Annotated in this window: 32 protein-coding genes; 6 read left to right on the plus strand and 26 right to left on the minus strand. The window is 66.8% G+C overall.

From position 1 onward, the window contains the following. Nucleotides 1-47: 47 nt before the first annotated feature. Nucleotides 48-593, minus strand: a complete 546-nt coding sequence (locus tag HFK18_RS00875) for a DNA-3-methyladenine glycosylase I (protein WP_180163779.1) — start codon at nt 591-593, stop codon at nt 48-50. Further along, complete coding sequence (locus tag HFK18_RS00880) at nt 590-2,401, minus strand: DUF4153 domain-containing protein (protein ID WP_180163780.1); 1,812 nt, start codon at nt 2,399-2,401, stop codon at nt 590-592. The genes HFK18_RS00875 and HFK18_RS00880 overlap by 4 nt, the downstream gene beginning before the upstream one ends. A gap of 81 nt (nt 2,402-2,482) precedes the next feature. On the opposite strand from HFK18_RS00880, the gene HFK18_RS00885 reads away from it, so the two are divergent. From HFK18_RS00885 to HFK18_RS00895, 3 genes are read left to right on the plus strand one after another with little or no spacing between them, the layout of a single operon-like run. Beyond that, nucleotides 2,483-3,049: a YqgE/AlgH family protein gene (locus HFK18_RS00885; protein WP_099819255.1), complete on the plus strand. Its 567-nt coding sequence runs from the start codon at nt 2,483-2,485 to the stop codon at nt 3,047-3,049. Next, nucleotides 3,042-3,509, plus strand: coding sequence for a Holliday junction resolvase RuvX (gene ruvX / locus HFK18_RS00890; protein WP_025874031.1), 468 nt, complete (start codon nt 3,042-3,044; stop codon nt 3,507-3,509). Before HFK18_RS00885 ends, ruvX begins: the two co-directional genes overlap by 8 nt. 16 nt (nt 3,510-3,525) lie before the next feature. Further along, nucleotides 3,526-4,476 carry an aspartate carbamoyltransferase catalytic subunit gene (locus tag HFK18_RS00895; RefSeq protein WP_089239291.1) on the plus strand — a complete coding sequence of 317 codons (951 nt, stop codon included), beginning with the start codon at nt 3,526-3,528 and terminating at the stop codon, nt 4,474-4,476. A gap of 98 nt (nt 4,477-4,574) precedes the next feature. Here the strand turns inward: HFK18_RS00895 and HFK18_RS00900 are convergent, their stop codons facing one another. The 17 genes from HFK18_RS00900 to HFK18_RS00980 all read right to left on the minus strand — a co-directional run bounded on the left by HFK18_RS00900 (nt 4,575) and on the right by HFK18_RS00980 (nt 18,566). Beyond that, entirely contained in the window at nt 4,575-5,063 is a 489-nt protein-coding gene (locus tag HFK18_RS00900) for a transposase (RefSeq protein WP_180164310.1), read from the minus strand. Between the two features lie 194 nt (nt 5,064-5,257). Then, nucleotides 5,258-6,055 carry a prolyl oligopeptidase family serine peptidase gene (locus tag HFK18_RS00905; RefSeq protein ID WP_180163781.1) on the minus strand — a complete coding sequence of 266 codons (798 nt, stop codon included), beginning with the start codon at nt 6,053-6,055 and terminating at the stop codon, nt 5,258-5,260. A 70-nt stretch (nt 6,056-6,125) separates the two neighbouring features. Then, on the minus strand, nt 6,126-6,392 hold the full coding sequence (locus HFK18_RS00910; RefSeq protein ID WP_089239293.1) for a hypothetical protein: 267 nt from the start codon (nt 6,390-6,392) through the stop codon (nt 6,126-6,128). Nucleotides 6,393-6,403: 11 nt separating this feature from the next. Continuing rightward, complete coding sequence (gene mgtE, locus HFK18_RS00915; RefSeq protein WP_025874026.1) at nt 6,404-7,765, minus strand: magnesium transporter; 1,362 nt, start codon at nt 7,763-7,765, stop codon at nt 6,404-6,406. A gap of 216 nt (nt 7,766-7,981) precedes the next feature. Continuing rightward, the gene (gene ptsP, locus HFK18_RS00920; protein WP_180163782.1) at nt 7,982-9,751 is read right to left on the minus strand and encodes a phosphoenolpyruvate--protein phosphotransferase; all 1,770 of its coding nucleotides are present in this window, start codon (nt 9,749-9,751) and stop codon (nt 7,982-7,984) included. A gap of 2 nt (nt 9,752-9,753) precedes the next feature. Then, nucleotides 9,754-10,023 (minus strand): HPr family phosphocarrier protein, encoded by a 270-nt coding sequence (locus HFK18_RS00925; protein WP_025874024.1) that lies wholly within the window; start codon nt 10,021-10,023, stop codon nt 9,754-9,756. Beyond that, nucleotides 10,016-10,408 carry a PTS fructose IIA subunit family protein gene (locus tag HFK18_RS00930; RefSeq protein WP_099819261.1) on the minus strand — a complete coding sequence of 131 codons (393 nt, stop codon included), beginning with the start codon at nt 10,406-10,408 and terminating at the stop codon, nt 10,016-10,018. The genes HFK18_RS00925 and HFK18_RS00930 overlap by 8 nt, the downstream gene beginning before the upstream one ends. Nucleotides 10,409-10,833: 425 nt before the next feature. After that, nucleotides 10,834-11,718 carry an RNase adapter RapZ gene (gene rapZ / locus HFK18_RS00935; protein ID WP_162292003.1) on the minus strand — a complete coding sequence of 295 codons (885 nt, stop codon included), beginning with the start codon at nt 11,716-11,718 and terminating at the stop codon, nt 10,834-10,836. A 27-nt stretch (nt 11,719-11,745) separates the two neighbouring features. Then, nucleotides 11,746-12,696, minus strand: a complete 951-nt coding sequence (gene hprK / locus HFK18_RS00940) for an HPr(Ser) kinase/phosphatase (RefSeq protein ID WP_004147299.1) — start codon at nt 12,694-12,696, stop codon at nt 11,746-11,748. Beyond that, entirely contained in the window at nt 12,693-13,145 is a 453-nt protein-coding gene (locus HFK18_RS00945) for a PTS sugar transporter subunit IIA (protein ID WP_180163783.1), read from the minus strand. Before HFK18_RS00945 ends, hprK begins: the two co-directional genes overlap by 4 nt. A 21-nt stretch (nt 13,146-13,166) precedes the next feature. After that, nucleotides 13,167-13,484, minus strand: a complete 318-nt coding sequence (raiA, locus tag HFK18_RS00950) for a ribosome-associated translation inhibitor RaiA (protein ID WP_004147311.1) — start codon at nt 13,482-13,484, stop codon at nt 13,167-13,169. Between the two features lie 58 nt (nt 13,485-13,542). Further along, nucleotides 13,543-14,982: an RNA polymerase factor sigma-54 gene (locus HFK18_RS00955; protein WP_180163784.1), complete on the minus strand. Its 1,440-nt coding sequence runs from the start codon at nt 14,980-14,982 to the stop codon at nt 13,543-13,545. A gap of 40 nt (nt 14,983-15,022) precedes the next feature. Continuing rightward, nucleotides 15,023-15,742 (minus strand): LPS export ABC transporter ATP-binding protein, encoded by a 720-nt coding sequence (lptB, locus tag HFK18_RS00960; protein WP_025874019.1) that lies wholly within the window; start codon nt 15,740-15,742, stop codon nt 15,023-15,025. After that, nucleotides 15,742-16,272 (minus strand): lipopolysaccharide transport periplasmic protein LptA, encoded by a 531-nt coding sequence (gene lptA, locus HFK18_RS00965; protein WP_099819263.1) that lies wholly within the window; start codon nt 16,270-16,272, stop codon nt 15,742-15,744. Before lptA ends, lptB begins: the two co-directional genes overlap by 1 nt. A 105-nt stretch (nt 16,273-16,377) precedes the next feature. Continuing rightward, on the minus strand, nt 16,378-16,953 hold the full coding sequence (gene lptC / locus HFK18_RS00970) for an LPS export ABC transporter periplasmic protein LptC (RefSeq protein WP_089239303.1): 576 nt from the start codon (nt 16,951-16,953) through the stop codon (nt 16,378-16,380). After that, a complete protein-coding gene (locus HFK18_RS00975) occupies nt 16,950-17,498 on the minus strand; it encodes an HAD hydrolase family protein (RefSeq protein WP_100463540.1) in 549 nt (182 codons plus the stop codon). Before HFK18_RS00975 ends, lptC begins: the two co-directional genes overlap by 4 nt. 66 nt (nt 17,499-17,564) lie before the next feature. After that, entirely contained in the window at nt 17,565-18,566 is a 1,002-nt protein-coding gene (locus tag HFK18_RS00980; protein WP_100551733.1) for a KpsF/GutQ family sugar-phosphate isomerase, read from the minus strand. A gap of 54 nt (nt 18,567-18,620) precedes the next feature. Here HFK18_RS00980 and HFK18_RS00985 point away from each other — a divergent pair, with 54 nt between their 5' ends. From HFK18_RS00985 to HFK18_RS00995, 3 genes are read left to right on the plus strand one after another with little or no spacing between them, the layout of a single operon-like run. Continuing rightward, complete coding sequence (locus HFK18_RS00985; protein WP_089239309.1) at nt 18,621-18,851, plus strand: BolA family protein; 231 nt, start codon at nt 18,621-18,623, stop codon at nt 18,849-18,851. A 21-nt stretch (nt 18,852-18,872) separates the two neighbouring features. Then, on the plus strand, nt 18,873-20,147 hold the full coding sequence (gene murA / locus HFK18_RS00990; protein ID WP_180163785.1) for a UDP-N-acetylglucosamine 1-carboxyvinyltransferase: 1,275 nt from the start codon (nt 18,873-18,875) through the stop codon (nt 20,145-20,147). After that, a complete protein-coding gene (locus HFK18_RS00995) occupies nt 20,144-20,458 on the plus strand; it encodes a hypothetical protein (RefSeq protein ID WP_100551735.1) in 315 nt (104 codons plus the stop codon). The genes murA and HFK18_RS00995 overlap by 4 nt, the downstream gene beginning before the upstream one ends. A gap of 108 nt (nt 20,459-20,566) precedes the next feature. On the opposite strand, the gene HFK18_RS01000 is transcribed toward HFK18_RS00995, so the two are convergent. From HFK18_RS01000 to purM, 7 genes are all read right to left on the minus strand, one after another. Beyond that, on the minus strand, nt 20,567-21,250 hold the full coding sequence (locus tag HFK18_RS01000; protein WP_180163786.1) for a DUF3108 domain-containing protein: 684 nt from the start codon (nt 21,248-21,250) through the stop codon (nt 20,567-20,569). Nucleotides 21,251-21,252: 2 nt separating this feature from the next. Then, on the minus strand, nt 21,253-22,050 hold the full coding sequence (locus HFK18_RS01005; protein ID WP_180163787.1) for a DUF3108 domain-containing protein: 798 nt from the start codon (nt 22,048-22,050) through the stop codon (nt 21,253-21,255). 68 nt (nt 22,051-22,118) lie between these two features. Further along, nucleotides 22,119-22,775 carry a phosphoribosylglycinamide formyltransferase gene (gene purN, locus HFK18_RS01010; RefSeq protein WP_180163788.1) on the minus strand — a complete coding sequence of 219 codons (657 nt, stop codon included), beginning with the start codon at nt 22,773-22,775 and terminating at the stop codon, nt 22,119-22,121. Continuing rightward, nucleotides 22,772-23,434 (minus strand): DUF2238 domain-containing protein, encoded by a 663-nt coding sequence (locus tag HFK18_RS01015; protein ID WP_180163789.1) that lies wholly within the window; start codon nt 23,432-23,434, stop codon nt 22,772-22,774. The genes purN and HFK18_RS01015 overlap by 4 nt, the downstream gene beginning before the upstream one ends. 43 nt (nt 23,435-23,477) lie before the next feature. Beyond that, entirely contained in the window at nt 23,478-23,900 is a 423-nt protein-coding gene (locus tag HFK18_RS01020) for a hypothetical protein (protein ID WP_180163790.1), read from the minus strand. Continuing rightward, entirely contained in the window at nt 23,897-24,394 is a 498-nt protein-coding gene (locus tag HFK18_RS01025) for a hypothetical protein (protein WP_100551741.1), read from the minus strand. Before HFK18_RS01025 ends, HFK18_RS01020 begins: the two co-directional genes overlap by 4 nt. 22 nt (nt 24,395-24,416) lie before the next feature. Then, nucleotides 24,417-25,475, minus strand: coding sequence for a phosphoribosylformylglycinamidine cyclo-ligase (gene purM, locus HFK18_RS01030; protein ID WP_100551742.1), 1,059 nt, complete (start codon nt 25,473-25,475; stop codon nt 24,417-24,419). Between the last annotated feature and the right edge of the window lie 77 nt (nt 25,476-25,552).

Here is a 25,552-nt window from a genome sequence, read left to right on the forward strand (position 1 = left end):
CGATCAACCCTGGCATCCTGCGAAGGTCTGCCGGCCAGCGGCCGGCACTACCGGGGCAGGGCCTGCACCCACGGTGGCGCCAGCTTCAGCAGCTTGGCGTGCACCGGGCAGTCCTCGGCATGCGCGCCCGGCAGGTAGCCCAGGCTCATCAGGAACTCGCCGGTGATCTCGCCACCGGTGAAGCGGAAGGTCTTCTTGAACAGCTTTACCCAGTCGGCCTTGCTGCGCGGGTGGTGCGCGTCCAGCCACGCGGCGAAGCTGCCGTGGCTCTGGCGCAGCTGCTGGATCACCTGTGCGTTGTGGATCGCCGCCATCACCTTCAAGCGGTTGCGGATGATCCCAGGGTCCGACAGCAGGCGCTCGATGTCCTGCTCGGCATAGGCGGCGACGCGATCGACGTCGAAGGCGTCATAGGCCGCGCGGAATCCCTCGCGCTTCTTCAGGATGGTTTCCCAGCTCAGGCCGGCCTGGTTGATTTCCAGCAGCAGGCGCTCGAACAGCTCGCGCTCATCGCGCTGCGGGAAACCATATTCGTTGGCGTGGTAGTACTCGTGCACCGGGTGGCCCGGGGCGATGCGGCAGTATCCGCTCATGGTGTTGCCGCCTCCGCGCGGTCTTTGCTGCGATCAATCTCCAGCTGGCCCGCCGCGCCGTCAAGCAGCAGCGTGGGCCAGCGTGGCGGCTGCACGGTCAGGCGGCCATCGCGCAGGGCCTGTGGGGCCTCGTCCGAAGTGCGCTGGTCAACGTCCTGGAAGGAAACATCACCCTCCTTTCTCCAGCCAGCGGGTTCACGCACGTGCAGCTGGCAGCGCGGACCGCTGTACAGACTGGTCATGCACAGCAGCACTTCATCTTCGCCATCGCCGTCCAGGTCACGACGCAGGGCGACGCAGCGCTTGTCGCCGATCTTGTCGTCGTCCAGGCAATCGCCTGCGCTCAAGTGCCGATCCAGTACTGCCTGCCACCAGTCATCGGCTGGCGATGCGGTGCCCTTGGCCAGCACGATCCGTGCCTTCAGGCCGGCCAGATCGCGCACGCCATCGTCGATGTCGTTGTCCCAGCGCGACTCGCGCTTCTGCCGGGCCAGTGCCTGCACGATGATGCTGGAGGCGCGGGTATCGGCCGCCAATGAAGGTGCCTTCTGCAGCGTGCGCAGCGCCTGCACACCACGGCGGCCCAGCTCGAAACGCAGCTGGTTTGCAGCGTCCGCGGTCATCAATGCCGGATCGGCGCGCAGGCGCTTCATCTGGCTGGCCAAGGTGATGCGCACCGGGTCGATCACCGGGGAGATGGCCAGCAGCGCAGTGGCCAGCACGGTCCAGCACATCCAGCGGTTGACCGGCTCAAGCCGATGCAGCCAACGCCCCTGCCGGCGCAGTGCGGCGAAGGCGTAGCCGATGGCATAGCCGGCGATCAGCACCGCAACCGCGAAGCCCCAGAAGCGCGAGAGGGTCCAGCCATATTGGCTGACCCGCAGGGTCATCGCGTACAACGCCAGGCCGGCGTAGATCGGCAATGCCAGCAGGCTGGCCTCGACCAGCCGGCGCAACCAGGCCGGGTAGGGCGGGGTGCCGTCGTCGTGCTGGTAGACCGCGTTGGCCAGGCTGATCAGCAGCACCGCCAGCACCAGCAGCAGGCTGGCGGCCGAGCGCGTGGCCCACAACGGCGCCAGCCCGGTGAACGGCAGCGACAGCACGAACAGCACCGCGATGAACGACAGCAACGGCAGCAGGCCGCGGCAGATCGCGAACAGCACCTGGCGGGTAATCTGCATCGCGCGATGCTGGGTGCGCCCGATCAGCACGCCGAAGCCCGCCAGCATGCCGGTGGCCAAGGCGATGAAGGCATCGCTGCCGAACAGCACGTGGAAGAAGTCGACCTTGACCATCCGGAACAGCGCCGCCCACAGCCACAGCAGCAGCCAGGTCAAGCCGGTGAACACCGCCGCCAGCACCAGGGTGAGACCGTTCTGCCACGCACGTTCGAACAGTGCGCCGTAGTCGGCCCGCCAATGACCCGCGTGCAGGCGGAACTGCCACCACGGTAGGGCAATGAACGTGGCAACCGCCAGGCAGACCGAGAGCGGAACCTGCAGCCCGGCCGCATACAGCGCGGTTTCTCCGCTCAGGTTCCAGGCGGCCCAGGCCGCGAGCGCAAGCACCAGCAGCGAGGCCAGCCCGGCGTGCAGCCACAGGCGCCACGCCTTCAGATCGACCAGCGTCAGGGCCACCGCGGTGGGCACGGTCAGTACCCAGGCATACCAGCAGTAGTGCCAGCCGATGTCCCGGAACGGCCATTGATCGGCCAGTTCCTGGGCGGCGAAAAGCATCAGCCCCTGCAGCAATGCGATCAACACGATCATGCTGCGGGTGGGCCATGACAGCGTTGCGTCCTGCTGCATCCGGTCGTCCTCCTTGCAAGAGCGCCATCCTAGCCCATCCCTTCGCGCCCGCATCCGGCCGCAGCGGTTAGAATGACGCCCATGCCAGTAACGCCGACTTCCCTCGCCAATCACCTGCTCGTGGCGCTGCCGTCGCTGATCGACGCCACCTTCGCCCGCACCGTTGCGCTGATCTGCCAGCACGATGAGAACGGGGCAATGGGGGTGCTGGTCAACCAGCCTTCCGAGTACACCCTGGGCGAAGTGCTTGCGCAGATGGACATCGCCACCGTCGATGGCGGTCTGCAGGCGCGTCCAGTACTCAATGGCGGGCCGGTGCATCCCGAACGTGGTTTCGTCATCCATGACGATGCGCGCGCGTGGGATTCCAGCCTGGTCGTCGGTGATGGCCTGTACCTGACCACCTCGCGTGACATCCTCGAGGCGATGGCGCGCGGTGAAGGCCCGGCCAACGCTGTGGTCACCCTGGGCTGCGCGGGCTGGAGTGCCGGCCAGCTGGAAAGCGAACTGTCCGAGAACAGCTGGTTGACCGTGCCGGCCGACGCCGAGCTGGTGTTCCAGCTGCCGCTGGAACAGCGCTGGCAGGGCGCCGCCTCGCGCATTGGCGTCGATCTGTTCCGGCTGACCGACTACAGCGGCCATGTCTGAGCCCGCCCTCATCCGTCGCGATGGCACCGTACTCGGCTTCGATGTCGGCTCGCGCCGGATCGGTGTGGCGATCGGCAGTGCGTTCGCCGCGCATGCGCGCGCGGTGGCCGTGGTCGATGTGCACGGCAATGGTCCCGACTGGGCGGCGATCGAACGCCTTCTCAAGGAATGGAAGCCCGATGGCTTGGTGGTTGGCGATCCGCTGACCCTGGACGGCCAGGACCAGCCGAACCGCAAGCGTGCGCAGGGCTTTGCCCGCCAGCTGCGGGAACGTTTCAAACTGCCGGTGGTGATGATCGACGAGCGTTCCAGCTCGGTCGAGGCCGCCCGCCGCTTCGCCGTCGAGCGCGCCGAAGGGCGCAAGCGCCGCCGCGATGCGGCTGCCCTCGATGCCGTGGCTGCGGCGGTGATCATCGACCGCTGGTTGTCGTCGCCGGACGACGCCATTCCCATTCCCTGACGATACGAACTCCGCCATGACCGCCCAGCAACTCGATGACTCCGGCCGCCTGCGCCACCTGTTGACGCTTGAAGGTCTGCCCCGCGACACCCTGGTGCAACTGCTCGACCGCGCCGGCCAGATCCGCGATGCCGCGGTGGGCCGCGTCGGCAACAAGCGCCATGTGCTGGGCGGATCGGCGGTGTGCACGTTGTTCTTCGAACCCTCCACCCGTACCCGCAGCTCGTTCCATCTGGCGGCGCAGCGGTTGGGCGCGGACGTGCTGAACTTCGACGCCTCCACCTCGTCCACGCGCAAGGGCGAAACCGCCTGCGACACGCTGAAGAACCTGGAAGCGATGGGCGTGCGTGGTTTCGTCGTACGCCACCCGGACGACGGCGCCGTGGCAGCGCTGGCTGCCGTGGCGGGCGAGGGCACCGCGCTGGTCAATGCCGGCGACGGCCGCAGCTCGCATCCGACCCAGGGCCTGCTGGACATGCTGACCCTGCGCCAGGCCAAGGGCCCGGACTTCTCGAAGATGAAGGTGGTGATCGTCGGCGACGTCAAGCACTCGCGCGTGGCCCGCACCGACCTGCATGCGCTGCGTACGCTGGGCGTGGGCGAGATCCGCGTGTGCGGCCCGCAGTCGCTGCTGCCGGACGACGACACCCTGAAGGGCTGCGTGGTGGGTGATGATTTCGACGCGATGCTGGAAGGCGTCGACGCGCTGATGATGCTGCGCCTGCAGCGCGAGCGCATGGAAGAAGGCCTGGTGCCGTCGCTGGAGCAGTACCACGCGCAGTACGGCCTGAACACCGCACGCCTGGCCCGCGCCGGCAAGGATGCAGCCGTGCTGCACCCGGGCCCGATCAACCGCGGCGTGGAAGTGACCGACGACGTGGCCGACGGCCCGCAGTCGTGGGTGCTGCGCCAGGTCGCCAACGGCGTCGCCGTGCGCATGGCCGTACTGGAAACCCTGCTGGGTTGATTGCCGGTGGGTGCCAACCTTGGTTGGCACTGGCCCCGCTCTGGTAGATGCCAACCTTGGTTGGCACGTGCACTGCTAGATGCCAACCTTGGTTGGCACTATCCGTCCGTGAATGCCTCAGGCCGATCACCCAAAGCCTCGAGCTCCCGCTCGCACCATGCGTGCCGATACTGACCCAACTGCGTCGTCAGACCCGCCCTGATCGGATTACCCATCAGGTACATCGCATGCCGGTACAACGATTCGTCCGAGCGGATCGCATGATCGTGGTAGCAGGCCTGCCAGAAACGCCCGACCCTTCCCAACAACCGGTTTGCCTGCTGCGCCGTGCGCGATTTGAAGCGCTTCATGACGGTTTCCAATGTTCCTGCACGCAATTCAACCAGCCAGTGGATGTGATCGGGCATGACTACGTAGGCGATCGAGCGGGTGAAGCCTTCCTGATCGAGCCTCTGGAATTCCTGGATTGCCAGGGCTGCGGCAGCATCGTTGGCGAACACGGGCGCGCGGCGATCCACGACGGTAGTGAGGAGGTAGCTGAGGCCGACGCTGGAGCGACGGCCGAGCAGGAGACGGACGTTTTGCATGGCGCAAGCTTGGGTGGACATGCCTGCGACGAACATCGGGGAATGGCTTGATCTTGGGTAGGCCAGTGCCAACCAAGGTTGGCATCTACCAGAACAGTGCCAACCAAGGTTGGCATCTACCAGAACAGTGCCAACCAAGGTTGGCATCTACCAGAGCAGTGCCAACCAAGGTTGGCATCTACCAGAACAGGCGCTCAGCGCTTCTGCTTGAACAACCACGCCCACATCGCCGCGTCGGCGTAGGTGGCATCCCAGGCATTGTGGTTGCCTTCCGCGTACTCGGTATAGCGCACGTCACGCGCGCCTGCGGTCTGGAAGGCGGCATGCAGCCGGCGGTCGTCATCCGGCGGCACCACATCATCCAGCGCGCCGTGGAAGATCCAGATCGGGGTGCGCTGCAACCGTTGCGCGATCACTGCATAGGGATCCGCTTCGTTCGTCACCTGCTCCACGAACAGGGTGGGACGTACCGCACGCGGCGCCAGTACCGCACCGCAGACCGGCACGATCGCGGCGAAGCGCTGCGGGTCATCCAGGGCGATGTTCCAGCTGCCGTAGCCACCCATCGACATCCCGGTCAGGTACTGCCTTGCAGGGTCGGCGCCGAATTCGGCGATTGTTGCATCGAGCGCGGCCACGGCCACACGGTTGTTGCGTCCACTCCATTCTCCACGGCCGGGTACCTGCGGAAACACCGCCAGCGCGGGGAAATCGGCGGCGTGCCGACGCAGGTACGGGCCCAGGCCTGCGTGGGTCTGCTTCACGCCATCGCCGCCGCGCTCGCCGGAACCGTGCAGGAACAGCACCACCGGCAGCGGCCCAGACGCGCGCGCGGTTTCGGCTGGAATGAACACCTGGTAGTAGGCGGTTTCGCCGTCCACCTTCACCGCGCGTGCCTCGAAGTGGCCGCGCCCACTGGGCGGCGTACTGGCGCACCCGGTCATCATCAGCAGGGCCAGCAGTGGCAGCCAGCGCGAGAACGATCGAAGCATGGCGATTCCCATGAGGGCGAGGTCGCTTCGATGGTAGTGTGCTGCGGCCAGCCCGGCATCGTGCGCCGCATCACTGCGGGCGCGGGAAGCTGGCGATGATCTGCAGCTGCTCCTGCGCTTCGGCATTGCCGCCTGCGGCTGCGGCCTGCACCTGCGCCATGTCCGGATGCAGCACCACCAGCAGCGGGTTCTCACACACCGGGCACACGTACTCGGTGGCGTCCTCGTCCAGCTCCATCACCATTGCCCGTGAACTGCCTTTCCACTCGCAGGCCGCGCAGGTGTGAGGCTGGTCGCGCCAACCCGGCGCAAAGTAGTTTTCGATCGTCGTTGCCATGGCAATTCCAGTCAGTGCAGCAGGACCATGGTGGCCAGGCCGAGGAAGGTGAAGAAGCCCATCGAATCGGTCACCGCGGTCAGGAAGATGCCGCTGGCCAGCGCCGGATCGAAGCCGAAGCGCTTCAGGCCCAAGGGCACCAGCACGCCGGCCAGTGCCGCGAACAACAGGTTGCAGGTCAGCGCGATGGCGATCACCGCCGAGAGTCCGGGCGAGTGGAACCAGGCGAGCACGATCAGGCCCAGCACCGAGCCGAGCACCACACCATTGAGCAGCGCGACCCGTACTTCCTTCCACAGCAGCGTGCGTGCGTTGGAACTGCCGACCTGGCCCAGCGCCAGGCCACGCACCATCAGCGCCAGCACCTGAGTGCCGGCATTGCCGCCGAGCCCGGCGACGATCGGCATCAGCACGGCCAGTGCGACCAGCTTGTCGATGGTGCCTTCGAAGTGGCCGACCACGCTGGAGGCCAGGAACGCGGTGCACAGGTTCACCGACAGCCACATCAGTCGGCGCCGCATCGCGCGCCAGACCGGGCTGAACAGATCCTCGTCCTCGTCCAGGCCGGCGGCGCCCAGCGCCTGGTGCTCGGCCTGGCCACGGATGATGTCGACCACGTCATCGATGGTGATGCGGCCGATCAGGATGTTGTTGTCATCGACCACCGGCGCGGAGATCCAGTCATGGTCGGAGAACTGCCGCGCCACTTCCTGGTCGCTCTCGCCGACATCGATGGCAGGCTGCTCATCGTCGATCAGGCGGTTGATCGGGGTGGTGTCTTCATGGGTCACCAGCGAGGCCAGCGACACGCGGCCGAGATACTGGTGACGGCGGCTGACCACGAACAGGTGATCGGTATGGTCGGGCAGTTCGCCGCGCAGGCGCAGGTAGCGCAGCACCACGTCGACATTGACGTCGGCGCGCACCGTCACCACGTCCGGGTTCATCAGGCGGCCGGCGCTGTCCTCGGGGTAGGACAGCACCTGTTCCAGGCGCTCGCGGTTTTCGCGGTCCATCGACTTGAGGACTTCGTCGATGACCGTGTCCGGCAGGTCTTCGACCAGGTCGGCCAGATCGTCGATGTCGAGGTCTTCGACCGCGGCGATGATCTCGTCCGGGTCCATGTCCGCGAGCAGGCTCTCGCGCACGTCGTCGCCGACGTGGACCAGCACCTCGCCGTCGTCTTCCGGATCGACCAGGCCCCAGACGATCTCGCGTTTGCCCGGTGGCAGCGATTCGAGCAGGTTGCCGATCTCGGCCGGCGCCAGGGTATTGACCAGACGGCGTACCGGGCCCAGCCGACCGCTGTCCAGTGCATCGGACAGCATCCGCAACTGGCGCGCAGTCTTGTCGTGGCGTACAGCCTCAGCCATCGCAGCTCCCGCGGGATAAGAAAAGCCGCGATCCTGGCAAGGATGCGGCAACAGGGGTGTTCAGCGCGTCATTATCGCAAGGGGATGTTTCAGCGCATACCCCGCTGGCCTGCGGCCACCGGGGTCCACGCATTCCGCCGGGTATGGCCCGGCGCTGCCAAAGGTGACACGCGGCGGTAGCGCCGGGCCGTGCCCGGCGAGCGCGTAGCGCGGGAATCAGGACGCGTCCGCCACCAACGCCAGCCAGCGCTCGATGCCGCGGCGGTCACGCATGCCCAGCAGCTTCGGTGCGCGGGCGCGCAGCGCACCGAGGTCGGCATCACGGACAGCTCGGCGTACCTCCAGCAGGGTGCCCGGGTGCAGGCTGAACTCGGTCAGGCCCAGCGCCAGCAGCAGCGGGGTCATCCGTGCGTCGCCCGCGATCTCCCCGCAGACCGCCACCGGAATGCGATGGCGTGCGCCTGTCTCGATCACCATCTGCAGCAGCCGCAGCACGGCCGGGTGCAGCGGCGAATACAGTTCGCCCAGTGCTTCGTTGTTGCGGTCGGCGGCCAGCAGGTACTGCACCAGATCGTTGGTGCCGATCGACAGGAAGTCGACCAGGTCGATGAAACTCTCCAGCGCCAGCGCGGCGGCGGGCACTTCGATCATCGCGCCCAGTGGCACATGCTCGGCCACCATGTGGCCCTCGGCGCGCAGTTGCTCGCCCAGTTTCAGCATGCGCCGGCGTACCGCCAGCAGTTCGTCGCGGGTGCTGACCATGGGCACCAGTACGCGCAGCTTGCCGTAGGCCGAGGCGCGCAGGATCGCGCGCATCTGGGTGTCGGCCACCTTGGGCCGGGCCAGTGACAGGCGCACGCCGCGCAGGCCCAGCGCCGGGTTTTCCTCGTTGCTCAGGGTCAGGCCGGTGCGGTCGGCCTTGTCTGCACCCAGGTCGAGGGTGCGGATGGTCACCGGGCGGCCACTCATGCCCAGTGCCGCATCGCGGTAGGTCTGGAACTGTTCTTCTTCGTCCGGCAGTTCGTTGCGCTGCAGGAACAGGAATTCGGTGCGGTACAGGCCCAGGCCGTGGGCGCCCAGCGCATGCGCTTGGGTTACATCTTCCAGCGATTCGGCGTTGGCCAGCAGGGCGATGTCGACCTGGTCGCGGGTACGGCTGGGCTTGCTGCGCAGGCGGCCGAGCTCGCGCTGCTCGCGCGCGTGCTCCTTCAGGCGTGCGCGGTAATCACGCAGGTTGTCGGCCTGTGGGTTGACGGTGATGCTGCCGTCGGCGCCATCGATGATCAGCACGTCGCCATCGATCACCTTGCTCAGCAGCTGCGGCACGTTGACGATCAACGGCAGGTGCAGGCTGCGGGCGAGGATCGCACTGTGCGAAAGCGCGCTGCCCGCGCTGGTCACGATGCCGACCACACCGTGCGACTGCAGCTGGGCCAGCTCGGAAGGGGCGATGTTGTCGCAGACCAGGATTTCACCGGCCAGGCCCTTTACCGCTGCCGGCCGCTCGGGCTGCAGGAACGCATGGATGCGCCCGATCACATGGTCGAGGTCGTCCATGCGGCTCTTCAGGTAGGCATCGTCCATGCCATCGAAGACTTTGGCCAAGCGGTCGCGCTGCAGTCGCAACGCATAGCCGGCGCTGTAGGGACCGCTGCGGATCAGTTCGTCCAGGCCGAACAGCAGTTCGGGATCGTCCAGCAACAGTGCATGCAGGTCGAGGAACTCGCCCACTTCCTGGTTCAGCGCACCATGCAGGCGCTGGCGCAGCTCGTGCATTTCCGTGCGCGCCGCGTCCACGGCGCGGTGCAGGCGTGCCAGCTCGGATTCAACCTGGGAAGGGGTGACGCGCTGTTCGGCTACTTCCAGTGCATGCGGCAGGCGCACGCGGGCGCGGCCCATCGCAGTACCGCGGGCGGCGCCGTGCCCGGCCAGCAGCTGTACCGGCCGTTGGCCGGTGGGGGCTTGGCCGGCGCGCGCGCGCGGCACGCTCAGTTGTCCTCGTCGAAGCGGCGCTCGAACAGGTCGACCACCGCGTCCATCGCCGCGACTTCGTCTTCGCCGTTGATGCGGATGGTGACCGGCGTGCCTTGCCCTGCCGCCAGCAGCATCACGCCCATGATGCTCTTGGCGTTGATCTCACGGCCCTTGGCGGCCATGGTCACATTGCAGCGGAACGGCGCCAGGGTCTGCACCAGCTTGGCGGTGGCCCGGGCATGCAGGCCCAGGCGGTTGCTCACAGTGAGTTCTCGTTCAAGCATCGTCGACTATCGCTCCATTACGGGTGCCCGCCGCCGCAGTGGCAGGCAGTTGATCCAGTCCCTGTTCCGGATAATTCATCACCCGCAGCAACATCGGCAGACTCAGCGCCGACACCCGGCGGACCGGGGTCCCCAACCGGGCCAGCTGCCCGGCAAGGTTGGCGGGGCTGGCGCCGTACAGGTCGGTCAGGATCAGCACGCCCTCACCCCCATCGACCCGCCGCAGAGCGGCCGAGGCGAGCGGGAGCAGAGCATCCAGGTCTGCGTCGAACGGTACTTCGAAAGCTTCGGTTTTCAACGGCAACTGCCGCAGAAGCCGGGTCGCCACCTCAAGCAGGGCGATCCCGACCCCAGGATGTGTTACGAGGAGAATGCCACAGGTCATTACTGCACGTTAACAGGTCAAGGTGAATTGGCGATAGCAGCAGGAGAGGGGCACTGTGTCCCGTATTCAGCGTTACTCGGGTCGGAGCCCTTTTTCGTTGAAAAAGGGATCCGACCCCATCCGTTTTTCGATGCATGACAGAGAGCCATCCACGCATGGCGTGGATCTACTGTGTCGACCAAGGTCGACACCCACCAACAGCAGCAGAGAACGCCGTCCCGACAGATCGCGGGAACCTGTCGAAGGCGGGGCGGGTCAGCAAGCGGGGGCGTGAGCCGCATGGATGCGGCGACCGAGCTTACATGGACGTACTTGCAGCGTCCCCCGCTTGCTGACCTGCCCCGCCACCCCAAGAAATGCAGGCGTTTGACGTTGACGTTGCCGTGGCTTCTGCGGGTGCCGGGCGCAGCCCGGCCGACCACCCCTCAATCCTGCTCGCGGTGGTACGTCGCCACGTCTTCCCAGCCCATCTCACGTGCATGGCGGGCCAGGCGTTCGGCCAGGAACACCGAGCGGTGCTTGCCACCGGTACAACCGAAGGCCACCGTCACATAGCTGCGGGTGCCATCACCCAGCTTGGGCAGCCACGTATCCAAGAAATCCATCAGCTGCGCCAGGTAGCGCTGCACATCCGGCTGCGCTTCCAGGTAATCGCGCACGCCGGGTTCGCGACCGCTCAGCGCCCGCAGTTCCGGATCCCAGTGCGGGTTGGGCAGCACGCGCGCGTCGAACACGAAGTCGGCCTCGGCCGGCACGCCGCGCTTGTAGGCGAACGATTCGAACAGCAGCGACAGGCGGGTGGCATGGCCCATCGCGAATTCGGTGATGATCCGGCGCCGCAGCTGATGCACGTTCAACGCACTGGTATCGATCACCGCATCGGCTTCGCGGCGCAGCGGCGCGATCAGTTCGCGCTCGCGGGCGATCGCTTCCGGCAGCGACAGGCCCAGCTGGCTCAGCGGGTGCCGGCGGCGGGTGTCGGCATAGCGCTTGAGGACCGTTTCATCGTTGGCCTCGAAAAACAGCACCTTGGCATCCACGCCGGCATCGGTGGCCAGCTGCCGCCAGCTGGACAACTGGGTCAGGTCGCTCTGCCCGCGTACATCGATGCCCACCGCCAGGCGGCGCGCTGCTGCACCGTTGTGGTGGCTCAGGACATTGCGCACGAAGTCCGGCAGCAGCTGGATCGGCAGGTTGTCCGAGCAGTAGTAGTCCTGGTCCTCGAAGGTCTTCAGGGCGACGGATTTACCCGAGCCGGACAGGCCGCTGACGATGATCAGGGTCGGGGCGGTGGGACTGACGGTGCTCATGGACGGACTCTTCGAAGGGCAGGGGGGTCAGGGCGTTCGCCGTTCCAGCAGGTTGCTGTGGCGGGCGATGAACATCGCCGCCGGGTCGATACCCTTGGTACGCAGGATGTGCAGGCGGGTGGCCGCCTCGGTCAGAACGGCCAGGTTGCGGCCGGGCATCACCGGCAGGGTGATCAGCGGCACGTCCAGGTCCAGCACGTGGCGCGTGCCCGAGTCGCCGGTCAGGCGCTCGTAACCATGGGGGGTGGGCTCGGTCATCGGCTTGGTCAGGTGGACGATCAGCCGAAGGTACTTGTTCTTCTTTACAGCGGTGTCGCCAAACATCTCGCGGACGTTCAGCACGCCCAGGCCGCGCACTTCCAGCAGGTCCTGCAGCAGTTCCGGGCAGGTGCCGTCGAGCACGTCGGGGGCGATCTGGGTGAACTCGGGGGCGTCGTCGGCCACCAGGCGGTGGCCGCGACTGAGCAGTTCCAGGGCCAGCTCGCTCTTGCCCGATCCCGCTTCACCGGTGATCAGCACGCCGATGGAATAGATCTCCATGAACACGCCGTGCAGGATCACCCGCGGCGCCAGCGTCCGCGCCAGGTGGTACGACAGATGGTTGAGCAGTTCGTGGCCGCGCTTGGGCGAGAGCCACAGCGGCGTGCCGGATTCATCGGCGGCCGCGCGCAGGTCTTCCGGGCAGGGCTGGTTGCGGGTCAGCACCAGCGCCAGCGGATGCGACTGCATGATTTTTTCGATGGTCTCCCAGCGCTGGCGTGGTTCCAGCGCGTCCAGCCAGGACAGTTCCTCGGTACCGAGGATCTGCACCTTGTTGGGATAGATCGCATTGAGATAGCCGGCCAGCGAAGGGCGTCGCGAGACCGTATTACCGGCCTCCAGCTCGCGCTTCTCGCCGGATTTGCCCGCTGCCCAACGCAGGCCAAGCCGCTCACGCTGCTGTTCGAACAGTTCGCGGGCAGTGATGCTGGTATTCATGCGGCGCTCGCCGGTGGGGTCAGGTCCAGGGCCTGGCGCAGCTCCCGCGCATCACCGGCCTCGCGCAGCGCCTGGCGGATGCAGGGCGCGGAAAACAGCTCGGCCAGCTCGGACAGCAGCATCAGGTGTTGATGGGTGTAGTGAGCGGGAACGGCCATGGCGAACACCAGGTCCACCGGCGCGTCGCCACCGAAATCGACCGGGGTCTGCAGACGCAGCAGCGCGCCTCGGGGTCGATCCAGGGTCGGCGCACGACCATGCGGGATGGCGATGCCGTAACCGATCGCGGTACTGCCCAGCGCTTCGCGCTGGCACAGGTTGAGATAGATCTGTTCGGCATTGGCCTGGCGGCAGGCCAGCAATCCGGCCGCGGCCTGCAGGACGCTGTCGCGGTCGGTGGCCGTGCAGAGCTGGGTCTGCACGGCCGCCAGGAGGTCAGTCAGGGGCATGTCTGCGGGGAGCGGTGGCGATCAGCCACCATTGTCGCCCACCGGCAGCGGTGCGTGCTGCTGTTTTTTCTCCTTGTGCTTGATCACCAGGCGGTCAAGCTTGTCCGCCAGCAGGTCGATCGCGGCATACATGGTCTGCGCATTGGCTTCAGCGTGCAGGGTCTGACCCGGAATATTGAGGCTGGCATCGACGTGGTGTTCAGTCTTCTGCAGCTTGAGCGTCACCCGCGCTTCGCAGTGCTGGTCGAAGTGTTTGCCGATCCGGGCCAGCTTCTCTTCTACATAGGACTGCAGGGCCGGGGTGACTTCGACATCTTTGCCAAACGTTTCGATGCGCATCGGGTTTCTCCTTTGATCGGATGTGCCAATGAACCTCTCCGCCGGGCGCGGCGGCGCGTCAAACGATTCTGACTCTTTCGTGCGAGGCGGAGATGTTCATGGCCTCACGATACTTCGCCACGGTGCGCCGCGCTACTGGGATTCCCGATGTTTTAAGCAGGTCAGCCAGCTTGGCGTCAGAAAGCGGCTTGCGTGGGTTCTCGTCATCGATCAGGCGCCGGATCATGGCCTGGATGGCGGTGCTGGACGCTTCGCCACCGCCGTCGGTGTCGATGCCCGAGGCGAAGAAGGCGCGCAGCGGCAGGGTGCCGCGTGGCGTACGCACATGCTTGCGGGCGATGGCGCGCGACACGGTGGATTCGTGCAGGCCCAGTTCGCCGGCGATCTCGCGCAGGGTCAGCGGGCGCAGAGCCTGTTCGCCGAATTCAAGGAAGCCCGCCTGCTGCTGGATCAGGCTGCGCACCACCCGCAGCAGCGTCTCGCCACGCGCCTGCAGGCCCTTCAGCAGCCAGCGCGCTTCCTGCAATTGGCCGCGCAGATAACCGGCATCGGCGTCACCGCAGCGACGGATCATCTGCTCGTAGCCGCGGTGGATCACCAGCTTGGGGCCGGCATGGGCGGCCAGCGCGGCGCGCCAGATGCCGTTCTGCCGCCACACGACCACGTCCGGCACCACGTAGGTGTCCTGGGCGAGCGGAGCGATCTGGGTGCCGGGGCGAGGGTCCAGCGAGCGCAGCAGGGCCACGGCGGTCTCGACCTCGGCCAACGGCTGCTTCAGCTGCTGGGCCAGGCCGGTCACGCCGCTGCGCGGCAGTTGTTCCAGTGGACCGGCGGCGACCTGTCGGGCCAGGGCCAGGCACGGGGTGTCGACAGGCAGCACGTCCAGCTGCAGTTGCAGGCATTCGCCGAGGCTGCGTGCGGCCACGCCAACGGGGTCGAAGCGCTGGATCTGGTGCAGCACGGTCAGGATTTCGTCTTCACCGGCATGGATCGCCGGCAGCAGCGCTTCGGCAATGGCCGAGAGCGGCTCGCGCAGATAGCCATCGTCTTCCAGCGAATCGATCAGCGCGGCGCCGATGCTGCGGTCGCGGTTGGACAGGTGGGTCAGGTGCAGCTGCCACAGCAGGTGGTCGGCCAGGGTTTCGGTTTCGGCGACGCGTTCGGCAGCACTGCCGTTGTCGTCGTCATCATCGAAACTACCGCCGCTGCCGCCACTGCTCCAGTCCAGCTCGGCGGGCGCCCAGTCGTCGCCACTGTTTTCAGCATTGTCGGGCGGGGCGTCATTGTCGCCGCCCGCGTCGTCGCTGCTGGCGTCCTTGTCGACACCGGCGCCTTCGTCGCTGCTGTCGGACCAGTCCAGCAGTGGATTGCTCTCCACCGCCTGGGCGATTTCCAGCTCCAGCTCGGTCGTGGACATCTGCAGCAGCTTGATCGCCTGCTGCAGCTGGGGCGTTAGCACCAGCTGCTGTCCCAACGATGTCTGCAGCCGAGTCTTCATGCCTGTGCCGAACGGAAGGGAGAGGGCCCGGCGGCCGCGGTTACAGCTTGAAGGAATCCCCAAGGTAGACGCGGCGCACGTCGGCGTTGTCCAGGATCGCCTCGGGCGAGCCCTGGGCCAGTACGGTGCCCTCTGCGAGGATATACGCGCGGTCGCAGATTCCCAAGGTCTCGCGCACGTTGTGGTCGGTGATCAGCACACCGATGCCGCGCTGCTTGAGATGGGTGACGATGCGCTGGATTTCGCCGACCGAGATCGGGTCCACGCCGGCGAAGGGTTCGTCGAGCAGGATCAGCCGCGGCTTGGCGGCCAGTGCACGCGCGATCTCGCAACGACGGCGTTCACCACCGGACAGGCTGGCACCGAGCTGTTCGGACACGTGCCCCAGCTGCAGTTCGTCGAGCAGGCTGTTCAGTTCGCGCTCGCGGCCAGCCGAATCCAGGTCCTCGCGCAGTTCCAGCACCAGGCGCAGGTTGTCGGCCACGGTCAGCTTGCGGAACACCGACGGTTCCTGCGGCAGGTAACCCACACCCTGCTTGGCGCGGGTGTACATCGGGTCGCCGGTGATGTCCTTGCCGTCCAGCACGATGCTGCCGGCATCGGCACCGACCAGGCCGACGATCATGTAGAAGCAGGTGGTCTTGCCGGCACCGTTGGGACCCAGCAGGCCGACCACTTCGCCGGCGTCCAGGGTCAGCCCGAAGTCCTTGACGACTTCGCGCTGCTTGTAGCGTTTGCGCAGGCCAGTTGCGACGAGCATTACTTCTTGCCTCCCGCCGGCGCCGCAGCCGGGGCGGCCGCAGGCGTCTTGTTCTTCGGCGGAATCACGGTGCGCACGCGGCTGCCATCGCCGCCGGAGTTCATCTCACCGCTGCGGGTGTTGTAGACCATGCGCTGGCCGGCATTGGTGCCGCGCGCGCTGGTGACCTTGTAGTTGCCGGTCAGGGTGATGATCTCGGTGGTGATGTCGTAGTCGATCCGGTCGGCCACTGCATCCATCCAGCTGCCATCGTCGAGCTGCTGCTTCATCTTGGCCTGCTTGCCGGTGAACACCGCACGCACGGCTTCGCCGCCCTTGAGGTAGATCTCGGCCTCGGACGAACGCAGGTCCAGCGTGCCCTGGGTAATGATCACGCCGCCCGACAGCACGGTCTTGCCGTCACCGGTGAGGGTGCCGGACTGCGCGCCGGAATCAATGTTCATCGCTTCATTGCGGTCGGTCGACTTGGCAAAGGCGACAGCGGGGACAAGAAGACTGAGTGCGAGCACGGCTGCAAAGGGAATCTTCATCGGGGTCCGTTCTACCGGTGGTGGCCCTCCGGCGGGACCGGGGGCTGCGGGTGGGGGCTGCCTGCTTCGCGCCTGTCAGGAAGACGTCGCGGGCGGGCGGCGGAATCAGCGCTTGGGCGTGTAACGGCCCTTGGACTGGCTGAGGAAATGATACGTGTTGTTCTTCGAATCCACCTCGAACCCGACGCCGGACTGCTCCATGCCTGGGCGGGTCATGGTCACCAGGGCATCGGTACGGGCGCGATTGTCCTTCGGGAACACGTCCAGGTGGTCGGTGCGGAAGGTGGTCGGGACCACGCCGGGATCGGCCGGGCTGTCGCCGGCGACGTTGCCCCGCAGCTTCATCTCGTCGCCCTTGGCACTGAGCCAGCCGGTCTCGGCGCGCAGCGTCCAGTGCTTGCCGTCCTTGTCGGGCATTTCGAACAGCGGGGTGGTGATGTTGAGCGTCTGGTCGCCACGCTGGCGTTCCAGCAGGGGCGCGCGCAGGGTGGTCGATTCCTTGCCGTGTTCGTCCAGGGCGACGATCTGGAAGTCGTGCAGGATGTAGTCCACACCGGCGTCCTGGCCTTCGACAACAGGTGCCTTTTCACGGTTGCGCAGCGCAGCCCAGCTGCTCAACAGGGCCGCCAGCAGCAGGCCCACGCCGAGGATCATCCGCCAGTTCAAGGTGGGGGCATTCATGCGCCGAACCTCGCCAGCACGGCGTCCAGGCGGCCCTGCGCGGCCAGCAGCACGTCGCACAGCTCGCGTGCGGCACCACGGCCGCCGTCGGCGCGGGTGATCCAGTGCACGCGCTCGGCGATCCACGGATGGGCATTGGCCGGGGCCACGGCCAGGCCGACCGCGCCCAGTGGCGCCAGGTCCGGCAGGTCGTCACCCATGAAGGCCACCTGCTCCAGGCCGATGCCGTGCTGCGCGCACAGCGCCTGCACGCTGGCCAGCTTGTCGCCGACGGCAATCTGGGTGTCGATGCCCAGGTCGGCGCCGCGCTTGAGCGCGGACTGGCTGTTGCGCGCGGTGATCAGCACGGGGTGGATACCGTGCTGCTGCAGCAGTTTCAGGCCCAGGCCATCCTGCACGAAGTACGCCTTGCTCTCGTTGCCATCCTTGTCGTAGTACAGCCGACCGTCGGTGAGGGTGCCGTCCACGTCGAAGCAGGCCAGGCGGATATTGGCCGCAACGGCATGCAGGTGGGCGGGGAAGGCGGGCAGGGGGGACCAGGGCATCAGGGCATCGGACTCGGTGGTTGCGGGCTCGTTGGTACAGACTGAATGGGGTCTACGGACTGTCGGTTAAACCACCCGGGCCCGCAACAGGTCATGAATGTTCAGGGCGCCGACCGCGCGGCCCTCGCTGTCGACCACGATCAGGCCGGTGATCTTGTGGGTTTCCATCAGCCGGGCAGCCTCCACCGCCAGCTTGTCAGCGCTGATGGTGCGCGGTTGCCGGGTCATCACATCGGCGATCCTGGCGGTGCGCACGTCCAGATCGGTGTCCAGGGCGCGGCGAAGGTCGCCGTCGGTGAACAGGCCGATCAGCACGCCCTGGTCGTCGACCACGGCGGTCATGCCCAGGCGCTTGCGGCTCATCTCCATCAGCGCTTCGCTGAGGCTGGCGCCGACATCGACCTTGGGCAGGTCCTCGCCGGTGTGCATGACGTCGGTGATGTGCAGCAGCAGGCGGCGGCCGAGGCTGCCGGCCGGGTGCGAGCGGGCGAAATCGTCAGCGGTGAAGCCGCGCGCGTCCAGCAGGGCCACCGCCAAGGCGTCGCCCATCGCCAGCGAGGCGGTGGTGCTGGAGGTGGGCGCCAGCGCCAGCGGGCAGGCTTCGGCCGGTACGCTCACATCCAGGTGGAAATCAGCGGCGCTGGCCAGGCTCGACTGCGGGCGTCCGGTCATGGCGATCAGCACGTTGCCCTGGCGCTTGAGCACCGGCAGCAGCATCAGCAGCTCATCCGATTCACCCGAATAGGACAGGGCCAGCACCACGTCGTCCTCGGTGATCATGCCCAGGTCGCCATGGCCGGCCTCGCCCGGGTGCACGTAGAACGCGGGCGTGCCGGTGGAGGCCAGGGTGGCGGCGATCTTGCGCGCGACATGGCCGGACTTGCCCATGCCGGTGGCGACCACCCGGCCGCGGCTGCCCAGGATTGCCCGGCAGGCCTGCTGGAAGGCGTCGCCGAGGCGGTCGGCTACGGCGTCCAGCGCCTGCCGTTCGATCTCGAACACGCGCCGGCCACTGGCGACCAGGGCGGCAGGGTCGGCGGAACGGGGGGGCAACAGGGATTCGGCCATGCGGACGCCACGCAGCGGAAGTAGAATGGACGCACATTTTATTAGGAAAGCCCGTTGGACGCCGACACCATCCGCAATCTGATCGAAACCGGCCTGCCCGGCGCCCGCGCCGACGTGCAGGGTGACGATGGCGTGCATTTCGAAGCGACCGTGGTCAGCGAGGCCTTTGCCGGCAAGATGCCGCTGGCCCGCCACCGGATGGTGTATGCCACTCTGGGCGACCTGATGGGCGGCGCGATCCACGCGCTCGCATTGAAAACCGTGACCCCGGCCGAAGCCGGCTGAACCGCAGAAGATCCCCAATACATGGCCAAGATCGTTGTGACCGGCGGCGCTGCGCTGCACGGTGAAGTAAGCATCTCCGGCGCCAAGAACGCCGTCCTCCCCATCCTGTGCGCGACCCTGCTGGCCGACGCGCCGGTGGAGATCACCAACGTGCCGCATCTGCACGACGTGGTGACCACGGTGAAGCTGCTGGGCGAACTGGGCGCAAAAGTGACCATCGACCAGGGCACGCTGTCGCGCGGCAGTGCGATCGTGGTCGACCCGCGTCCGGTCAACCAGCATGTGGCTCCGTATGAGCTGGTCAGGACCATGCGCGCCTCCATCCTGGTGCTGGGCCCGCTGCTGGCCCGCTTCGGCGCGGCCGAAGTGTCGCTGCCGGGTGGCTGCGCGATCGGCTCGCGTCCGGTCGACCAGCACATCAAGGGCCTGCAGGCACTCGGTGCCGACATCGTGGTCGAGAACGGCTTCATCAAGGCCACCGCCAAGCGCCTGAAGGGTGGCCACTTCACCTTCGACATGGTCAGCGTGACCGGTACCGAGAACGTGCTGATGGCAGCGGTACTGGCCGAAGGCACCACCATCCTCGACAACGCGGCGATGGAACCGGAAGTCACCGACCTGGCGCATTGCCTGATCGCGCTGGGCGCGAAGATCGAAGGCCTGGGCACCGCACGCCTGGTCATCGAAGGTGTCGAGCGCCTGTCCGGTGGCCGCCATGAAGTGCTGCCCGACCGCATCGAAACCGGCACCTTCCTGGTGGCCGCCGCGATGACCGGTGGCAAGGTCACCGTCAACCGCGCGCGTCCGAACACCATGGACGCGGTGCTGGCCAAGCTGGTGGAAGCCGGCGCCACCATCGAGACCACCGAAGACAGCATCACCCTGGACATGCACGGCAAGCGGCCGAAGGCGGTCAACCTGACCACCGCGCCGTACCCGGCGTTCCCGACCGACATGCAGGCGCAGTTCATGGCGCTCAACTGCGTGGCCGATGGCGTGGGCGTGATCAACGAAACGATCTTCGAAAACCGTTTCATGCACGTCAACGAACTGCTGCGCCTCGGCGCGGACATCCAGGTGGAAGGTCACACGGCCATCGTGCGCGGTCACGAACGCCTGAGCGGGGCGCCGGTGATGGCGACCGACCTGCGCGCATCGGCGTCGCTGATCCTGGCCGGCCTGATGGCCGATGGCGATACCACCATCGATCGCATCTATCACCTTGATCGCGGCTACGAGAACATCGAAGAGAAGCTGTCTTCGCTCGGCGCCACCATCCGGCGCGTGGCCGCATGATCCTGCGCGGCAAATTCAGCCGTCGCCGCAAGGCGCTGCTGGTGCTGGTGCTGATCGTGCTGGCGTGGCTGGGCTACGCCTGGTACGCCAACATCGCCATCACCAAGGGCATCGAGCAGAAGGACATGGACTGGAATGGTGACGGCACGGTGACCCGTGACGAGATCATCCAGTCGTTCTACGCGGTAGCGGTGAACGACAGCCAGGACGGCAACCGCCATTGCCGCACCTTTGTGCGTCGATCCACGGGCGAGCAGATCCGGGTGGACTGCCGCACCGAGTTCGCGCCGGCGGAAGCGCCGAAGAAATAAAAAAACGCCCGCGAAAGCGGGCGTTTTTTTGGGACATCCATCCACGCATGGCGTGGATCTACTGGGACGTGAAGTAGATCCACGCCCGTGGATGGCGCGGATCGCCGGTCAGTTCATCGCCTTGATGGTCAGGTCCAGCGCATCGCGACCGCTTTCACGCTGCAGCATGCGCGCCGGCACCGGGAACTCCGGCACGATCCAGGCGATCAGCTCCTTGTTGCCGTCGACGCGCGAGACCTTGGTGGCCTCGTAGCTCTTGCCGCCAACGGTGACCGATTCCTTGCCCACGACGCGGTAGGTCATGTTCTTGATGCGGCCTTCGTCGACCATGCGATAGGTCAGCGGCTTGCCGGCAGCCAGGTCGCGGGCAATGGCCAGGTTGATCAGCAGCGCGTCCATGTCGCCGGCCTTCAGGGCGATCGGTCCGGCGCGATCCGGCTTGATGTCGCCGGTCCAGGTGGCCTGGTTGCTGGTCCAGTTGTAGTTGGCCTGCACATTGCGCTTCTTCACCAGCAACGCCGAGCGATCCTGGCTGCTGAGCGGGCGCAGCTGCCCGCGCACCTCCTCGAACACGGTGGTCTGGCTCAGGTCGGCCAGCTGGTTCTTGACCTGCAGGCTGTAGCGCCACTTGTTGCTGCCTTCGCTGGCCAGGGTCATGCTGCCGTTGGCCTGCATGCCCATGTAGCTGGCCAGGTAGTCGGCCTTGAACGGCTGCAGGGCCATGGCCGGCAGGCTGGCCACCGACAAGGCGGCAGCGGCGATCCAGGTCAGGGGGCGGGTCAGGGTGTTCATGCTCAGACTCCTTGGTATTCGATCAGGCGCAGATCGACGCGATCTTCGCCGTCTTCGCGTTGCAGGATGCGCACCGGGGTGGGGACACCGTTGGCGATCCAGAGAATGGTTTCGTTGTTGCCGCCGTTGGTCCGATAGACCCGCAGCGCGTTGTAGGACAGGTCGCCGACCTCGACGTTCTCGGTCTGCGGCGCGGCCTGGTAATCGTGCTGGCGCACCTTGCCCATGTCGACGTAGCGATAGTGCATGGCCGCGCCAGGGCGGGCATCACGCATGATCGCCAGGTTCATCAGCAGGGCGCTCTGATCGCCGGCCTGCAGCGGAATCGGCTGTGCGCGCTTCTTTTCCACGTCGCCACTCCACTGCGCGGTGCCGGCCTGCCAGTTGTAGGTGCCGACGGCCTTCTTGCCGAGGAACAGGCCCTTGCGCACCGTGCTCTGGCTGAGCGGCGCGTACACGCCATTGCGCTCCTCGAACACGGTGCTCTGCTCGATGTTCAGGCCGAGCACGCTGGCAAAGCCGCGACGGCCGACTACCTGCATGTCCACCCGCCACTGGTTGCCACCGGTGTGGGTGACCTGCATGGTCGCGTCGCCCGCTTCCTTGCTCTTGTAGAAGGCCTGGTAGGTCGCGCTGAACGGCTGCAGCGGCGGCGGCTCCCAGGCCAGCGCCGGCAGCACGGGCGGCGCCACCTCGGCAGGTGTCGGCGCAGCAGGCGCTGTTGCCTGGCCCCAGCCCGCACAGGCGAGGACGGCAAGCGGCAGCAGCAGGGTTGTACGCAGCAGGGTCGTGGTCTTCATGGCCGACAGGAACCGCAGGAGGGGAGCAGGATGCCAGCCCCGCAGTCAGCGGGGCGTGTGCACGGGCGTTACCGGTTCAGGTTCCCGGCGGAATCTAGAGCCAAGGGGCTAAACAGGGGGTGACCGTCGAATGTCGGCTGGCCTTCCCGTTCAGCCAGGCGGCCTGCACACAGCAGTTCCAGGGTGGCGATCAGCAGCGGATGCTCCACCGCGAGCACGCGTTCGGCCAGGGTCTGCGCGTCATCGCGGGCAAGCACCGGAACCCGGGCCTGCGCCAGCACCGCGCCGGCATCCAGTTCCGGCACCACCAGGTGGACGCTGGCGCCGTGCTCGCTATCGCCGGCCTCAAGCGCCCGTGCATGGGTGTGCAGGCCCTTGTGCAGCGGCAGCAGCGAGGGATGGATATTGACCAGGCGGCCATTGAACCGCTGCACGAAATCGGCGCCCAGGATGCGCATGTAGCCGGCGCAGACGATCCAGTCCGGGGCGGATGCAGCCAGCGCATCACCCAGCGCCTGCTCGTAGGCGGCGCGGTCGCTGAACTCCTTCGGCGCATGCCCCCAGCGTCGATCCGCTGCCACCCGCTCCAGTGCGGTCGCATCGGGGCGGTCGGAGAACACGCCGACAATCTCGGCCTGCAGTCGCCCTGCCGCGATGGCGTCGACAATGGCCTGCAGGTTGCTGCCGCGACCGGAGGCCAGCACGGCGATTCGGCAGATGCTCATCGCCCCGCGCTCCGGCGCACCAACGGCCACAGCAACAGGCTGCCAAGGGTCGCCAGCAGCATGTCCGCATGCGCGTCCCACATGTCGCCCTGCTGGCCGTTGTAGGCCTCGGCCGCTTCCGGCGACAGGGCAAGGGCGATGCCCCATTCCAGCCACTCATACGCCAGGCTGGAACACATCACTGCCATCACCGCCAGGGTGAAGGCCTGGCCGATGTGCAGTGCAGGCCAGTACTGTCGCGCCAGCTGCAGCAACGCCGGTGTGAAGCAGACGCCATAGAGGAAGTGGATCAGGCGATCGAAGTGGTTGCGCTGCCAGCCAAAGGCGGCATCCGGCGACCATCCGAGCAGCGACTGCAGCCAGGCGTCATAGGGAACGTTGGAATACAGCCAGCGCGCGGCCACGCAGTGGATGGCGATGAAGCCGCAGATGGCGATGAACGCGCCGTTGTCCAGCTGCCAGCGCCGGTCCACCCACCACAGGGCGAGCAGGCCGATCACGGTCAGCGAGCTGTGCAGGGTCTGCTCGAGCGGCCACAGCGGATGGATCCAGGTTGCTGCGAATATGCACAACACCGCAGCCAGCGCGACCTTCTTCGGTCCCGACAGTGAGTGGGTGGCGCGGTTGCTGGCGAGCGTGGAGGCGGCGGGCGTGGACATGTCGGAGCAATCAGCAGAAGGGACGGAACATGCGCCTGCCAGCTCAGACGCTGACGTGGTCGCCGCGGTCGAACAGTGCAGCAATCTCCGGTTTGCGCAGGAAATACACCGCGTAGGCGGTCAACGCCATGCCCAGCGGGCCGGCCATCACCGCCGCCCAGGCCGCGCCACGACACCAGGCCAGATTGCTGCGCTGGCCAAGCAGCCGCGCGGTGCGCAGCTGCAGGAAGCCCTGCCCGATGGCCAGCAACGACACTGCGCCGTACACCGTCGCCAGCACGGCACCGTCATCCATGCCGCGTTCGAAGGCGACGATGCCGACAAAACCGAGGAACACCAGCGCTGCCAGCCAATGGAAGCCTGCCAGTGCATAGAACAGGATCTTCAGGTTGTGCAGGTGGCTGGCGGTCTGCAGGTCGGCCAGGGTCTGCCGGGGCAGGGGGGGCGGGTTCAATCCATCGCTCATGCCACACCCGCCTGGCCAGCGAAGGCGGCCTTCACCTGCGGGCGCAGCAGCACGACCAGGGTGAACACGCCGAGGATGGTGCCGATGGGGGTGAACAGGCACGATAGCCCCGCCACGATCATGCACAACAGGTAGCGGCGCTGCTGCGACAGGCAGCGGCCGGCATAGGCGACAAAGCCGGCCAGGGTCAGCCCACCAAGCACGATGCAGAAACCCATGACGGTGAACAGCCAGCCGACGAACTGCTGTTCTTCCGGCGAAGACGGTTCACCGCCGGACTTCATCGGCAGCGAACCGGACAGCATGGCGATGCCCAGCACGATGTGCAGGATGAAGATCAGCGAGAACACCGCCATCAGACCGGCGACCACGTAGTGGCCGATTGCCAGCTGGCGCAGCTGGGTGGCGTCCTGCGGGCCGAACACCGGCACGGCCGGGTTCGGCGGCAGCACCGGCGGAGCCGGCGTCGTCGACAAGGGAGTGGGTGCGTCCATGCGGGTTCCTTTGTCCAGTGGATCAGGCGATGTGGACGCGTTCGCCGCCCTGGGCGGTGACCACCTGGCCGATCGTCCAGTGCTCCAGGCCCTGCGCCTTGACCGCAGCGGACACGGCCTCCAGCTGGTCCGGGGCGACGATCAGCACAAAGCCGATGCCGCAGTTGAAGGTGCGCCACATTTCACTGTCGGCCACCGCGCCTTCCTTCTGCAGCCACTGGAACACCGGCGGCAGGGTCCACGACGAGGCCTGGATGTCCAGGCCGAGGCCCTCGGGCACCACGCGGATGATGTTCTCGGTCAGGCCGCCGCCGGTGATGTGGGCCATGCCATGGATGGCATCGCCGTGCGACTTCAGCAGCGACAGGATCGGCTTGACGTACAGGCGGGTGGGGGCCATCAGCGCATCGACCAGCTTGACCCCGCCTTCCAGCTCCAGCTCGGCCGGGCGGCCGGCGCGGTCGTAGATGCGACGGACCAGCGAGTAGCCGTTGGAGTGCGGGCCGGACGAGGCGATGCCGATCAGCACGTCGCCTTCGGCGACATGGGCGCCGTCCTTCAGCTCGCTCTTTTCGACGGCAGCGACGGTGAAGCCCGCCAGGTCGTACTCACCCGGCGCGTACATGTCGGGCATCTCGGCGGTTTCGCCGCCGATCAGGGCGCAGCCGGCCTCGGTGCAGCCATTGGCGATGCCGCCCACGACCGCGGCGGCGGTATCGATGTCCAGCTTGCCGGTGGCGAAGTAGTCCAGGAAGAACAGCGGCTCGGCGCCCTGCACCAGCACGTCGTTCACGCACATGGCGACCAGGTCGATGCCGATCGTATCGTGGCGGTTCAGCTGGTGGGCCAGCTTCAGCTTGGTGCCGACGCCGTCGGTACCCGACACCAGCACCGGCTCGCGGTACTTGTTGGACAGGTCGAACAGGGCACCGAAGCCACCCAGGCCGCCCATCACCTCCGGACGGAAGCTGCGCTTGACCAGGGGCTTGATCCGCTCGACCAGCTCGTTGCCGGCGTCGATGTCGACACCCGCGTCACGGTAGGTGAGGGGGGAAGGGGCGGAAGACGGGCTGTTGGTCACGGGCGTCGGCGCTGGCAGGGGTTGAATCGCCGATTTTAACAGGCCGCATTGGCGCAAAGGCCGTATTCGGGCAACAA

Source organism: Stenotrophomonas sp. SbOxS2 (assembly GCF_013416715.1).
Lineage (GTDB): Bacteria > Pseudomonadota > Gammaproteobacteria > Xanthomonadales > Xanthomonadaceae > Stenotrophomonas > Stenotrophomonas lactitubi.